The 13,151-nt window shown below is 66.1% G+C and carries 15 protein-coding genes and 2 pseudogenes; 9 read left to right on the top strand and 8 right to left on the bottom strand.

What is annotated here, in order from left to right; genetic code table 11:
- Position 1 precedes the first annotated feature (1 nt).
- The 4 genes from QF050_RS01095 (at position 2) to QF050_RS01080 (ending at position 3,362) form a co-directional block, all read left to right on the top strand.
- Positions 2–1,039 carry a sugar ABC transporter permease gene (locus QF050_RS01095; protein ID WP_308928765.1) on the top strand — a complete coding sequence of 346 codons (1,038 nt, stop codon included), beginning with the start codon at positions 2–4 and terminating at the stop codon, positions 1,037–1,039.
- Positions 1,036–1,935, top strand: a complete 900-nt coding sequence (locus tag QF050_RS01090) for a carbohydrate ABC transporter permease (protein WP_308928764.1) — start codon at positions 1,036–1,038, stop codon at positions 1,933–1,935. The genes QF050_RS01095 and QF050_RS01090 overlap by 4 nt, the downstream gene beginning before the upstream one ends.
- Entirely contained in the window at positions 1,932–2,183 is a 252-nt protein-coding gene (locus tag QF050_RS01085) for a hypothetical protein (protein WP_308928763.1), read from the top strand. The genes QF050_RS01090 and QF050_RS01085 overlap by 4 nt, the downstream gene beginning before the upstream one ends.
- A gap of 126 nt (positions 2,184–2,309) precedes the next feature.
- On the top strand, positions 2,310–3,362 hold the full coding sequence (locus tag QF050_RS01080; RefSeq protein WP_308928762.1) for a LacI family DNA-binding transcriptional regulator: 1,053 nt from the start codon (positions 2,310–2,312) through the stop codon (positions 3,360–3,362).
- 7 nt (positions 3,363–3,369) lie between these two features.
- On the opposite strand, the gene QF050_RS01075 is transcribed toward QF050_RS01080, so the two are convergent.
- Positions 3,370–4,260: a hypothetical protein gene (locus tag QF050_RS01075; RefSeq protein ID WP_308928761.1), complete on the bottom strand. Its 891-nt coding sequence runs from the start codon at positions 4,258–4,260 to the stop codon at positions 3,370–3,372.
- A 34-nt stretch (positions 4,261–4,294) separates the two neighbouring features.
- Entirely contained in the window at positions 4,295–5,101 is an 807-nt protein-coding gene (locus tag QF050_RS01070) for an exodeoxyribonuclease III (RefSeq protein WP_308928760.1), read from the bottom strand.
- Between the two features lie 162 nt (positions 5,102–5,263).
- Between QF050_RS01070 and QF050_RS01065 the strand changes: the two genes are divergently transcribed.
- From QF050_RS01065 to QF050_RS01050, 4 genes are all read left to right on the top strand, one after another.
- Positions 5,264–6,382 carry an enoyl-CoA hydratase/isomerase family protein gene (locus QF050_RS01065; RefSeq protein WP_308932063.1) on the top strand — a complete coding sequence of 373 codons (1,119 nt, stop codon included), beginning with the start codon at positions 5,264–5,266 and terminating at the stop codon, positions 6,380–6,382.
- Positions 6,375–7,394: a 3-hydroxyisobutyrate dehydrogenase gene (gene mmsB / locus QF050_RS01060; protein WP_308928759.1), complete on the top strand. Its 1,020-nt coding sequence runs from the start codon at positions 6,375–6,377 to the stop codon at positions 7,392–7,394. The genes QF050_RS01065 and mmsB overlap by 8 nt, the downstream gene beginning before the upstream one ends.
- Positions 7,391–8,167, top strand: a complete 777-nt coding sequence (locus QF050_RS01055; protein WP_308928758.1) for an enoyl-CoA hydratase — start codon at positions 7,391–7,393, stop codon at positions 8,165–8,167. Before mmsB ends, QF050_RS01055 begins: the two co-directional genes overlap by 4 nt.
- Positions 8,168–8,279: 112 nt before the next feature.
- Complete coding sequence (locus QF050_RS01050; protein ID WP_308928757.1) at positions 8,280–8,942, top strand: DedA family protein; 663 nt, start codon at positions 8,280–8,282, stop codon at positions 8,940–8,942.
- Between the two features lie 9 nt (positions 8,943–8,951).
- On the opposite strand, the gene QF050_RS01045 is transcribed toward QF050_RS01050, so the two are convergent.
- The 4 genes and pseudogenes from QF050_RS01045 to QF050_RS01030 form a co-directional block, all read right to left on the bottom strand.
- Complete coding sequence (locus QF050_RS01045) at positions 8,952–9,737, bottom strand: TipAS antibiotic-recognition domain-containing protein (protein WP_308928756.1); 786 nt, start codon at positions 9,735–9,737, stop codon at positions 8,952–8,954.
- Positions 9,738–9,789: 52 nt separating this feature from the next.
- Positions 9,790–10,125, bottom strand: coding sequence for a hypothetical protein (locus tag QF050_RS01040; protein ID WP_308928755.1), 336 nt, complete (start codon positions 10,123–10,125; stop codon positions 9,790–9,792).
- A 142-nt stretch (positions 10,126–10,267) separates the two neighbouring features.
- Positions 10,268–10,471: a cold-shock protein gene (locus tag QF050_RS01035; protein WP_013599688.1), complete on the bottom strand. Its 204-nt coding sequence runs from the start codon at positions 10,469–10,471 to the stop codon at positions 10,268–10,270.
- 131 nt (positions 10,472–10,602) lie between these two features.
- Positions 10,603–10,890: pseudogene (locus tag QF050_RS01030) on the bottom strand (response regulator transcription factor); the annotation flags it as partial.
- Position 10,891: 1 nt separating this feature from the next.
- Between QF050_RS01030 and QF050_RS01025 the strand changes: the two are divergent.
- Positions 10,892–11,101, top strand: a pseudogene (locus QF050_RS01025) (heme-binding protein); the annotation flags it as partial.
- A 135-nt stretch (positions 11,102–11,236) separates the two neighbouring features.
- Here the strand turns inward: QF050_RS01025 and QF050_RS01020 are convergent.
- Positions 11,237–12,430, bottom strand: a complete 1,194-nt coding sequence (locus QF050_RS01020) for an acetyl-CoA acetyltransferase (protein ID WP_308928754.1) — start codon at positions 12,428–12,430, stop codon at positions 11,237–11,239.
- Positions 12,427–13,116 (bottom strand): CoA transferase subunit B, encoded by a 690-nt coding sequence (locus QF050_RS01015; protein ID WP_308928753.1) that lies wholly within the window; start codon positions 13,114–13,116, stop codon positions 12,427–12,429. The genes QF050_RS01020 and QF050_RS01015 overlap by 4 nt, the downstream gene beginning before the upstream one ends.
- Between the last annotated feature and the right edge of the window lie 35 nt (positions 13,117–13,151).

The raw sequence follows: 13,151 nt of genomic DNA, 5'->3' as shown, positions 1-13,151 counted from the left end.
CATGGCAACCGAACTAGGCCCGACGCCGGTTAAGTCACCGGCGTCGGGCGCTGCCCCTGCACATCACGCGCCCAAGGGCGTAGGGGAAGACAACAGGATCGCAAGCCAGGGACGCTGGGCGTCCTGGCTGCTCGCCCCGACCATTGTGGCCCTGGGCATCGTGATCGTGTACCCCATCGTCAGCGCGATCGTCATGTCCTTCCAGAAGGACGCCGGCCTGGACCCCGCCACCGGCCTGTTCACAGCCGGCGGCTCCGCCGGCATCCAAAACTATGTCAACTGGCTGGCGCAACAGTGTTCGGCGCCCGCCGGCGGAACAGTTGCCTGCCCGCCGGGAACCCTGGGCGGCCAGTTCTGGTCCGCCACCGCCACCACGTTCTTCTTCACCATCGTGACGGTGACGCTGGAAACGGTGCTGGGTTTCTGGATGGCCATGATCATGGCCCGTACCTTCCGCGGCCGGAGCCTTGTCCGCGCAGCGGTTCTGGTGCCGTGGGCCATCCCCACCGCCGTGACGGCGAAGCTCTGGTTCTTCATCTTCGCCTTCGAGGGCATCGCCAACAAGCTGTTCAACACCACCATCCTGTGGACGGGCAGCGAGTGGCCGGCCAAATGGGCCGTGATCATCGCCGACGTCTGGAAGACCACGCCGTTCATGGCACTGCTGATCCTCGCAGGCCTGCAGATGATTCCGGCCGAAGTCTATGAGGCGGCGAAGGTGGACGGTGCGTCCGCCTGGCAGCGGTTCCGCTTGATCACCCTGCCGCTGGTAAAGCCGGCGCTGATGGTGGCAATCCTGTTCCGTACGCTGGATGCACTGCGCATGTTCGACCTGCCGTACATCCTCACCGGCGGCGCCAACAACACCACCACCTTGTCCATCCTGGTAATCAACCAAATCAGGCAAGGCTTCAACTCGGCGGCCGCACTGTCCACCATCACCTTCATCATCATCTTCCTTGTGGCCTTCATCTTTGTCCGCTTCCTCGGGGCAAACGTGGTTGAACAGAGCGGCGCCACAGGAAAGGGGAAGAAATGACAACGGCAACAGCAGACGCCACAGCGCTGCGGGCACGCCAGGACAAGGGCCGCAAAACTGCCCAGAACCGGGAGAAGTGGGCCCAGGGCAGGACCTACATCAGTGCCGTCGTCGTCCTGATCTGGTGCCTGGCGCCGGCCTACTGGATGGTGGTCACCGCCTTCCGCGAGGTGGGGTTCACGTACGACACGTCGATCCTTCCCACCCACGTCACCATGGACAACTTCATCACCGCCTTTGATACGTCATTCGGCAACCGGTTCGGACAGGCGCTTATCAACAGCGTGTTCATCGGCGGCGTGGTGACGGCTGTCTCCCTGCTGATCGGCGTGTTCGCCGCCTACGCCCTGGCGCGGCTGAATTTCCGGTTCAAGTACCTGGTGCTCGGATTCATCCTCGGGGCTTCCATGTTCCCGGGCGTTGCCCTGATCACTCCGCTTTTCCAACTGTTCACCAACATCGGTTGGATGGGCACCTACCAGGCGCTGATCATTCCGAACATCTCCTTCGTGCTTCCGCTGACGGTCTACACCATGACCTCGTTCTTCCGGGAAATGCCGTGGGAGCTGGAGGAATCAGCCCGTGTTGACGGCTGCACCCAAGGGCAGGCCTTCCGTAAGGTCATCATGCCCCTGGCGGCGCCGGCGATCTTCACCACGGCGATCCTGGCGTTCATTTCATCCTGGAATGAGTTCCTGATTGCCAGCCAGCTGTCCAGCGACGCAACCCAGCCGGTCACGGTGGCAATCGCCAACTTCGCCGGTGCACAGCCGAACCAGATCCCATACACGGCCATCATGGCCGCCGGCACCATCGTCACCATCCCATTGGTGATCCTGGTGCTGGTCTTCCAGCGCAAGATTGTCGCCGGCCTTACGGCAGGTGCGGTCAAGTGACGGACCACGGTTCCCGCCCCCGCACACCGGCGGGGGCGGGCAACCGCAGCAGGTTGGTCAGGTCGGGCGAGGATTTCGACATCATCATCGGCTTCCTTGGGTTTTGGGCAGTGGTCCTCCTTGTGGTCACTGTGTGGATGGAAATCACTGCGCAGCCAGCCGTGGGCTGGGCGTTGGGCTTGCTGGCAACACTGCTAGCACTGTACGGAATGGTGCGGCTGCGGCGTAAACTCCCGGCCCGCAAGTAGCCCGGGCAAGGCAGTGGTCTCCGCCACAGTTATCACTGCCTGCCCGTGGAATGGAAAAATACGAGGCTTGGGGGGTAACGCAGGGCCGACCGGCCCTACGCCGCGAAGGAGTTATGAGGGGACACGGTGGCACGGACAACGGAAAGGTCCCAGCGGGGCGGCCATAACGGCGTCAGCATAGAGGACGTGGCGGCGGCCGCCGGAGTCTCAACTGCGACTGTCTCCCGCGCGGTGCGGGGTTTGCCCAGGGTCTCCCCGGCCACCCGGGAGAAAATCCTGGAAGTAGCCGGGAATTTGGGATACGTCGCGTCGTCTTCGGCCTCCGGCCTGGCTACCGGACGGACCAAGACCATCGGCGTCCTGGCGCCGTTCGTCAGCCGCTGGTTCTTCTCCAAGGCCATCGAGGGTGCTGACCGCCAGCTCCACGCCAGGCACTACAACCTTTCCCTTTTCAATCTTGGCGGCCACGGCAGCAACCGTGAGCGGCTCTTCAGCAAGACCATGGTCTACAAGCAGATCGATGCCCTGCTGGTCCTCTGCATGGCGCTCAGCCACGAAGAAATCGAACACCTGCAGAAGATCGACATTCCGTTGGTGGTTGTGGGCGGCCACGTCGAAGAGTGCCCCTACATCGGCATTGACGACTATGCGGCAGCCTCAACCGCGGTCCGGCACCTGATTGAACTGGGCCACCGGGACATCGCCTTGCTGCATGGCGACGACGAGACAGACCTGAACTTCGACGTCCCCCGGGTGCGCATCCTGGCGTTCAAGGATGTCATGGCCGCCGCGGGCCTGCCTACCCGGCCGGATTGGGACGAGTGGGGCGACTTCACGGTGCGCAGCGGGCAGGAAGCCTTCCGCCGGCTCTGGACAGGTCCCGGGCCGAAGCCCACGGCGATTTTCTGCGCCTCTGACGAAATGGCCATGGGGGTCATCTTCGAAGCCAGCCGCCTCGGAGTCAGCATTCCCGGTGACCTGTCAGTGGTAGGCATCGACAACCACGACTTCGCCGATGCCATGGGCCTCACCACCGTTGGGCAACGCCCGGACGAGCAGGCGGAACTGGCCACCAAGATGCTCCTGGACGAACTGGACGGTGAAATCGGGTCCGTCCGGTCCACCGTCGCGCCGCATGAACTGATTGTCCGGCGCACCACTGCGCCGCCCAAAGGCTGAAAGCGCGTCAGGAGGCGCGGGCAAGCTGCCGGATGGGAATCCAGCGCGAGGCCAGCCGGCGGTAGGCGGCTGCGGCGCCGGTCATGTCACCCTCAGCCAGGCACTCGATGCCCAGCCTGATGTCCATCGGTGATTCGTCCGGGTACACCTTGTCTGCCACGGCACCGTAGTCCAGCTCCACCATGGAGTTCACATGGAACAGCTCCAGCCATTCGGTCAGCTGTGCCAGGTCATCAAGCATGTCCAGGTCCGGGGCGGCAAGCGCCAGGTTCGCCACGGCGTAGCGGGCGCGCTCCAAAGCATCGGTGATGGGAGCCCAGACGCGGACCGTGAGGATACGGCCGGCGGCTTCCACCACGTCCTTGCGGTCGGACTCCATGAACAGCGAGAACCAGCTGAACGGGATGCCCCAGGTGGAGGCCCGCGTGTGTACCCGGATGGATCCGTCCCGTGCCTTCACCAAGTCGATCCGTCCCTGGTGCCGGTCCCGCTGTTCCTCGGGGATCAGCAGCTCGGCCAGCGGGCCGTGGATCCCCTCCATCAACGCGTTGGCGGCCAGCCCGGCGCGCAGGACCAGCTGGCTGGGGCAATACAGCAACACCGGCCCGGTGCGGGCGGCAGCGCCGTCGTCGTCCGTTCCGCCTTCCGGTGCCGGCGCGTTCGTAACGCGCACCAGGTCGGTGCGCCCGGTGGGGAACGGATCCCCGCCGGAACGGGTGATCCGTCCCAGCGAGGCCAACAGTTCAGCATTTTCGACGGCGGCCCGGGAGGCCGAGCGTGCACCGGCGGCCTGGAGGGCGGGGCGTTGTTCGACAGGAAAGGCGTCCAGCGGTTCGTAGACGCGCAGCGTGGAGGAAAATGGCAGGCCGGCCTGGCCCCGGTAGAGGTTTCCCGTCATGACGGTCTCCTTGGATGGGCGCAGGGGGCTGTCATCAGTCCGCCAATTCCACCAGCACGGGGGCGTGATCCGAGGCGCCCTTGCCCTTGCGTTCCTCGCGGTCGATCGAGGCGCCGGTGACGCGGGCTGCCAAAGCGGGCGAGGCCAGGACAAAGTCGATCCGCATGCCCTCCTTCTTGGGGAACCGGAGCTGGGTGTAATCCCAGTAGGTGTAGACGCCCGGGCCCGGGGTGTAGGGCCGGACCACGTCGGTGAAGCCGGCGGACTCGAACGCATGGAACGCCGCCCGCTCCGGCGGGCTGACGTGGGTGTAGCGGTTATTGACGAACAAATCGATGTCCCAGACGTCATCGTCGAACGGGGCAATGTTCCAGTCGCCCATCAACGCGACCTGCGCCTGCGGGTTGTCCGTCACGAGTCCCTGGGCGTGTGTTTTCAGGCTTTCCAGCCACTTGAGCTTGTAGGGCATGTGTTCGTCGTCCAAGGACCGCCCGTTGGGGACATACAGGCTCCAGACCCGGACTCCGCCGCAGGTGGCGGCCATGGCGCGGGCCTCCTGGACCGGGTCCTTGCCCGCCTTGCCGAACGATGGCTGGTCCAGGAACGTCCGTTCCACGTCCTCGAGCCCCACGCGGGAGGCGATCGCGACGCCGTTCCACTGGTTGACGCCGAAGTGGGCAACCTCGTAGCCCATGCGTTCAAAGAGTTCCCAGGGGAAGTTCTCGTCCTTGCACTTGGTCTCCTGGATGGCAAGGACGTCGCAGTCGCTGCGCTGGAGCCAGGCTTCAACACGGTCGGCGCGGGCACGGAGCGAATTCACATTCCAGGTAGCTATCTTCACGGTTCCTAACTTACCTTGGCAGCCCTGCGCCGGGTAAAGCCTCCCGGCTGCCCGGCCGGCACCACCCGTGCCGTTGGTCCCAGGCGTTAAGCGGCGGGTATATTCGCAACCAGAATGACCTGGATCACTCATCCGGCCACCATGCGAAGGAGCAGCCAGCCGATGACCGCAGCCAAGGGAATGGATGGTGCCGCCGGCAACGGGCACCCGGAAGTACTGTTTGAACGCCGCGGCCGGTTGGGCGTGGTCACGCTCAACAGGCCCAAGGCCGTGAACGCACTCACCGCCGGCATGGTGGATCTGCTGCTTCGGCAGCTCACTGCGTGGGCCGGGGAGGACGACGTTGCCACCGTCCTGGTGCAGGGCGCCGGGGAACGTGGACTCTGCGCCGGGGGCGACATCGTGGCCATTTACCGGGACATGCTGCGCGGCGGAAACCGGACGGCCGGCTTCTGGCAGGCCGAATACCGCCTGAACTCGCTGATCGCCCGGTACCGCAAGCCGTATGTTGCCATCATGGATGGCCTGGTCCTCGGCGGCGGCGTGGGGATCTCGGCGCACGGCAGCATCCGGGTAGTCACGGAGCGGACCAGGATGGGGATGCCGGAAACCACCATCGGTTTCGCCCCGGACGTCGGCGGGACCTTCCTGCTCTCGCGCGCACCAGGCGAAGCAGGAACGCACGCCGCCCTGACCGGCGCGCATCTCGGCGCGGGCGATGCGTTGTTCCTTGGCCTGGCGGACCGCTACGTCCCGTCCCCGTCGCTGCCGGACCTGGCGGCCGCCCTTGAGGACGACAGCGCGGAAGACGTCGTCGAACGTTGTGCGGAACCAGCACCGGCCTCGCGGCTCGCCGGGCAGCGGGAGTGGATCGACGCCTGCTACTCCTCGGATGACGCAGCGGACATCGTCAGCCGCCTCCGGGCCTGGGCCGGGCCCGGGCAGGAGGACGCAAGGGAGGCGGCCGATACGATCGAAGCGAAGTCACCAACCTCGGTCAAGGTCACCCTGGCGTCGCTGCGCCGGGCCGCCACCCTCACCCTGGACGAAGCGCTGGCCCAGGAGTACCGCGCCGGGATCCGCTTCCTTGCCGGTCCTGATTTCCGCGAAGGCATCCGTGCGCAAGTAGTGGACAAGGACCGGAAGCCGCAGTGGAAACCGGCAACATTGGCTGACGTACTTCCCGGGCAAGTGGACAGGTTCTTCGAGCCGCTGGACGGCGGGGAGCTGGAGCTGCACCCGCAGGCGCAACTGACACCGAAGGAGGCAGACCATGCCTGACAAGGGAACCGTGGCCTTCCTGGGCCTGGGGCATATGGGCGGTCCCATGGCCCTGAACCTGGTCCGGGCCGGCCATACGGTAGCTGGTTTCGACGTGGTGCCGGCGGCCGTCGAAGCGGCGCGGGAGCACGGTGTGCCGATCGCGGACAGCGCCGCTGGCGCCGTGGCCGGGGCCGACGTCGTACTGACCATGTTCCCCAGTGGTGGCCACGTCCTGGATGCCTACCGCGGCAACGCCGGACAACCGGGGCTGTTGGCGGCGGCGCCGCCGGGAACCATGTTCCTGGACTGCTCCACCATCAACGTCGATGAGGCCCGGGAAGCCGCGCGCCTGGCCGGTGAAGCCGGCCACCACTCCATCGACGCGCCTGTTTCGGGCGGCGTGGTGGGCGCCGAAGCGGGGACGTTGACGTTCATGGCCGGAGGTGAGGCCCGGGATTTCGAATCGGTTCGGCCGCTCCTGGAAGCCATGGGCAAACGCGTGGTCCACTGCGGTGGCCACGGCGCGGGCCAGGCTGCCAAGATCTGCAACAACCTCATCCTGGGTGTGTCCATGATCGCGGTCAGTGAGGCTTTTGTCCTCGGTGAAAAGCTGGGTCTGAGCCACCAGGCCCTGTTCGACGTCGCGTCCGCGGCCTCGGGACAGTGCTGGGCGCTGACCACCAACTGCCCGGTCCCGGGGCCGGTTCCCGCCAGCCCGGCCAACAGGGACTACCAGCCGGGCTTCGCGGCGGCGCTGATGGCCAAGGACCTCAACCTCGCGGTCAACGCCCTCAACAGCACCGGAGTGGCGGGACAGATGGGGGCGCTCGCGGCCCGCATCTACGATAAATTTGCCGCGGAGGGCGGCGCCGGCCGCGACTTTTCCGCCATCATCACGGACATCCGTGCTACCTCGGGCCCGGCAGCCGCGGACACTGCAACGGACACGGCAACGGGGAAGACAACAGGAACGGACACGCCGGGCCGGAGCCGGACCACAGCAGCACACGACGACGGGAGCCCCGAATGACGGAGTATGCCAACATCCTGGTGGAGCAACAGGGCAGGGTGGGGCTGGTGACCCTCAACCGGCCCTCGGCGCTGAACGCGCTCAACAAGGCCACTATGGAAGAACTGGTCGCCGCGGTTACCGCGATGGATTCCGATCCCGGCGTGGGCGCCGTGGTGATCACGGGCTCGGCCAAGGCGTTCGCTGCCGGAGCGGACATCAAGGAGATGGCGGACCAAGGCTACATGGACATGTACACCGCGGACTGGTTCCGTGGCTGGGAAGACTTCACCCGGCTTCGGATCCCCACCATCGCGGCTGTGTCCGGCTTTGCCCTCGGCGGCGGCTGCGAGCTCGCCATGATGTGCGACCTCATCATCGCGGGGGACAACGCGAAGTTCGGCCAGCCGGAAATCAACCTTGCCGTGCTCCCCGGGATGGGCGGTTCACAGCGGCTCACCCGCGCAATCGGCAAGGCGAAGGCCATGGACCTGATCCTCACGGGCAGGTTCATCGGCGCCGAGGAAGCGGACCGGTGCGGACTTGTCTCCCGGGTGGTCCCGGCGGAGGATGTGGTGTCCGAGGCCCTCAAAGCAGCCGGGCTGATCGCCGCCAAGTCGAAGCCGGCTGCCATGGCGGCAAAGGAAGCCGTGAATGCAGCGTTCGAAACCGGGCTGGCCCAAGGGGTCTTGTTCGAGCGGAGGCTTTTCCACTCGTTGTTCGCCACCGAGGACCAGAAGGAAGGGATGGCGGCGTTCACCGAAAAGCGTGAACCGCAGTTCAAGCACCGTTGACCCGGGGACGCGCTGTCCAGGACCTGGGGGCGCCTGACGAATTACGCGGCCCGTATTGTGGACAGGACGGGCAACACACGGCCATGCCGGGGCAACGAACGGGGACAGACGTATGTGGACAACCATGACCGGTGCAGCCAGCCCCACCGACGGACTCACGGGCATCGTGGGCTTCGCGGCGAAGGCTATCGACGCCCTGGGCGAGTGGGGCGTGGGTGCCTTCACGCTGGCGGAGACGGTGGTGCCGCCCATCCCCAGCGAGGTGATCCTTCCGCTGGCGGGCTACCTTGCCAAGCAAGGTTCCCTCAGCCTCCTCCTCGTCGTCGTCACCAGCACCCTGGGCGCGTACCTCGGTGCCCTGCTGCTCTATTGGCTCGGCGCGAAACTGGGCCTGGAACGTTCAATCCGGTGGCTGTCCAAACTGCCCCTGGTGGACCGGGAGGACTTTGAACAGGCCACAGCCTGGTTCCGCCGCCACGGCAGGTCGTCCATTTTCTTTGGCCGCCTGCTCCCCGGGATCCGCAGCCTGATCTCGCTGCCGGCCGGCGCCGCCGCAATGCCCGTCGGAACATTCAGCCTCTTCACCCTTGCCGGCAGCGGGCTGTGGAACGGCGCCCTCATTGGCCTCGGCTACCTGCTGGGCACCCAGTACCAGCTCATCGAGAAGTACTCACATTTCCTGAACTATGCCGTCTACGCGGCGCTCGCCGTTGCCGTTGCCCTGCTCATTATCCGGCGGGCCAAGAGGGCCAAACGCGTCGACGCCGACCGCTGACAGGTGCCCCTAGAGGTGCTTCCCGGCAAAGATGCGAAGGGCGCTCCGTACGAAGGCGGCCCCGTCCACGCCCCCGTAGTTGGCGGCGAAGCGCGGATCCGCGACGTACATGTCAGCCAGTCCGATGACATATCCCTTGATGTCCCCGCCGGCGTCTGCAGCGGGCGTTCCGGGAATGGACTGGAGCCAGGCCACGTGCCTGCGTGCCAGGTCCTGGGCCTCGGGACCATCCGCCGGGACTCCTGAAGCGCCGGCAGCGATCCAGTCCCTGCCCAGGTCTTCCACCCGTGACTTCCAGGCCCGTTTTTCTGCCGCGTCCATCCCGCGCCACCATGCGTCGGACGTGGCGTAGGCGTCCTTGCCCCAGCGTTCCTCGACCTCGTCCCGGTACTGGGTGTGGTCGAAGCCGTCAAACATGTTCTCGGCCATCAGTTGGCCTCCTGTCCTTACTGTTTCGATGGTTTGCCGCACGGATTGTGCCTGCCGGGCCAGCCGTTGCTGCTCCTTTCCCAGCCACTCGAGGTGGCGGGTGAGTGCGGCGACGGGATCGGCGTGGCGCTGGAAGACCTCGGCGATGGCCGGCAGGCCCAGGCCCAGTTCCCGCAGCAGAAGGATCCGCTGCAGCTGAAGGAGGGCGGCGCCGTCGTAATAGCGGTAGCCGTTGCCGCCCACCCGGCTGGGCTTCAAGAGCCCGATGTCGTCGTAGTGCCTGAGCGTGCGGCTGGTGGTGCCGGCCATCCTGGCCACATCCTGGATGGGCCAGTCCCTTACGCCGGTACCTCGGATTTCTTCCATGCCCTTGAGCCTAGGGGTTGACGCAGCGTCAAGGTCAAGGGCGGCTGTCCGCCTACTTGGCTGGACCGTTTCGTGGTCTCCGGTGCCGGGCCTGTGCCACCAGCCGCGTGAAGGCAAAGACAAAGATGGATTCGAACATCAGCATGAGGCCCACCAGCAGCCACTGCTGCCGGGCGATGAACACGATGCATCCGGTAAGGGCGAGGATTGTGCCCAGGGCCAGGGCGTAGACGGCAAAACCAACGGCGACGCGCGCGCTGCGTACACCGGTCCGGAATCCGAATCCGTGGGGTTCACCGCCGGGCTGCCCCGGCACACGGTCAGGGGCGGCGGGCCCGAGCGCGTCGAACTCCACCCACGGATCCTTGTCCTGGTCCTGTCCGGTCATGGGTCAATTATCCCAAACCCGCAGTGCTGCAGAAAAACAGTGCCGCAGATAAAAAGTGCCGCAAAAAAACAAGCGGCCCCTCCAGCTTTCGCTGGAGGGGCCGCCGGATGGGGTCCCGGCAGTTGTCGGAGCCGCCGAAGACTTAGAGCGGGCGGATGTTCTCTGCCTGCGGACCCTTGGGGCCCTGGGTCACATCGAATTCGACCTTCTGGTTTTCGTCCAGTGAGCGGTAGCCGCTGCTGGCGATTGCCGAGTAGTGGGCGAATACGTCAGCGGACCCGTCATCGGGGGCAATGAAGCCAAAACCCTTTTCGGCGTTGAACCATTTAACTGTGCCTGTTGCCATGGCTGCATTCCTTCATGTGACTCTGATTCTCTCCCCGGAATCGTCCCGGGGTGCGCGGGAGTTAGTCCCCCACAGTCCCCAACGTACGGGGCGCAGGCCTCGGGTGCAAGGGTAGCGGCCATAATGTGCAGTTAACGCATCCCCTCACGGCGGATGGCGGTAGCAGAAGCGGCCGTCCGGGTGTCGACTCCGAGCTTGGCATAGATGTGTGCCAGATGGGTGTTAACGGTCGCTTCGGAAATGAACAGCCGCCGGCCGAGCTCGCGGTTACTGAGGCCTTCAGTGAGCAGGCTCAGCAATTCGGCCTCCCGGGGAGTGAGGACGTCGTCAGGGTTGCGCAGCTGCTGGAACAACCTCGAGGCCACCGGCGGGCTCATCACGCTCCTGCCCTGCACCGCACCCCGGATGGCGGCGAAGATCACCAGCGAGCTGGCCAAGCGCGTCAACGGTAACGGCCGCTCTATCGCCGACTTGCCGGGCACCCTGTTCCTTGCGGGCGGTGTCCCGCTGAAGGTCAATGGCGTTTCCGTTGCCGGCATAGCTGTCGGCGGGGCGCCGGATGGCGCCTTGGATGAAGCGTGTGCAGCTGCCGGCGCCGGCGCCGACGCCATCGCGGGCGCGGCGAAGTAGGGCGGAAGCGGCGGCCGGCTGCCGTCCCACCGTCCCGGGGCACTTTGGCACGGACACGCCGTCCGATATTGCTCCGGGCGGGCGCTGGCGGGGTCAAAGTGCCCTACGACGGCGGCGGCCCCTCATCCCGCTGCGTCAGACGGCTTCGAGGATGCTGACGTAGTTGGCGATGCCGACCCCGCCCATGTTCTGCACGGCTGCCCTGCGCGGGGCCGCCAGCTGCATGGCGCCGGCGGTGCCGGTGAGCTGCATGGCGGCCAGGACGTGCTGCGAGACGCCTGTGGCGCCCACCGGGTGGCCTTTCGCCTTGAGCCCGCCGGAGACGTTGACCGGCAGCTTGCCGTCCTTGTAGACCCAGCCCTCCTCGATGGCGCGGGCACCTTCGCCGGGGGCGGTCAGGCCCATGGCCTCGTACATGAGCAGCTCGGCGATGGTGAAGCAGTCATGGACTTCGGCGAGGTCCAGGTCTTCGAGCCCGACGCCGGCCATCGCCAGGGCGCGCTGCCAGGACACGCGGGTGGCCTCGAAGGCCGTGGGGTCGCGGCGGTCGGTGGGGAAGAAGTCGTTGGCGTGCCCGAAGCCGGCAAGCCGCACCGGGGCGGTCGCGCCGCGGGTGGGGGAGACGGACAGCACGACGGCGGCCGCGCCGTCGGACACCGGCGAACAGTCGGTGCGGCGCAGCGGCTCGGCCACCATCGGGTTCTTGTCCGAGACGGTCCGGCAGAACTCCTCGCCGAGGTCCTTGCGGAGCTGTGCGTAGGGGTTGTCCACGCCGTTGCGGTGGTTCTTCGCCGCGATGCTGCCCAACACGTCGCCCAGGGTGCCGGCGGGGTCGTAACGCTTGGCGTAGTGCTTTGCCACCTCGGCGAAGAGCCCGGTGAAACCGGTGGTGGACTGTTTCCCGGCCATGTCATAGTCGGCCCCGAGCAGCGCGGCACCCACCACGTCTGCCCCGGCTTGGGTCATCTTTTCCGCACCGATCACCAGTACCGTCTTTGCGGTGCCGGCCAGCAACGATTTGGTGCCCTGCTGGAACGCCGCCGAACCGGAAGCGCAGGCATTCTCCACACGGGTGGCGGGTACGTTGGCCAGGTCCGGGGAAACCTGCAGGGCCAGCGACGACGGGAACGCCAGCGGCATCATTCCGGCGTTGAACTGGCCCACGTAGACCTCGTCGATCTGCGAGGGCTCGACGCCCGCGTTTGCGATGGCCTCGGAAGCCACCTGCACGATCAGGGACTCGAGGGTGTCGTCCGTGAGCTTCCCGAACCTGCTGTGCCCCCAGCCGGTCATCAGGACATCCTTGCCGAACTGGTCATTGAGGCTCATGCTGTAGCTCCTTCAAAGGTGGGTGTTGAGCCGAGGGAGGTGGCGACGTCGAATGCGGCTTCGGTCTTCCCGCGGATCTCCTCCACGGTGACTCCGGGCGCCAGCCGGGTCAGCGTGAGCTGCCGCCCGCCGTCGTCCGTTTTGTAAAGATCGAAGACGGCGAGATCGCTGATGATCCGGTCCACACAGCTGAGTCCGGTCAACGGGAGGGTGCATTCGCGCACGATCTTGGCGGTGCCGTCCTTGGCGTTGTGCTCCGTGAGGACCACCACCCGCGGGGTGCCGGCCACCAGGTCCATGGCGCCGCCCATGCCTTTGACCATCTTGCCGGGGATGGTCCAGTTGGCCAGGTCGCCGTTGCCGGAGACCTGCATGGCGCCCAGGATGGCTACTTTGACGTGGCCGCCGCGGATCATGCCGAACGAGGTGGCGGAGTCGAAGATGCTGCCGCCGGGCAGGACCGTGACGGTCTGCTTTCCGGCGTTGATCAGGTCCGCGTCCTCCTCGCCCTCATACGGGAACGGGCCCATGCCCAGCAGTCCGTTCTCGCTCTGGAGCACCACCCGCACGCCCTTGGGCAGGTTGTTGGCCACCAGCGTCGGAATGCCGATCCCCAGGTTCACGTAGTCGCCGTCGTTCAATTCTTCGGCCGCGATCGCAGCCATTTCATCCCTGGTCCATGCCATGGCGAAACTCCTTTTTCTCAGTACTCGGGTGTCCG

The sequence above is a fragment of the Arthrobacter sp. SLBN-112 genome, from assembly GCF_030944625.1.
Classification (GTDB): Bacteria; Actinomycetota; Actinomycetes; order Actinomycetales; family Micrococcaceae; genus Arthrobacter.
Note: the sequence above shows the minus strand (reverse complement) of the source record. Positions and strands in the feature narration are given on the sequence as shown.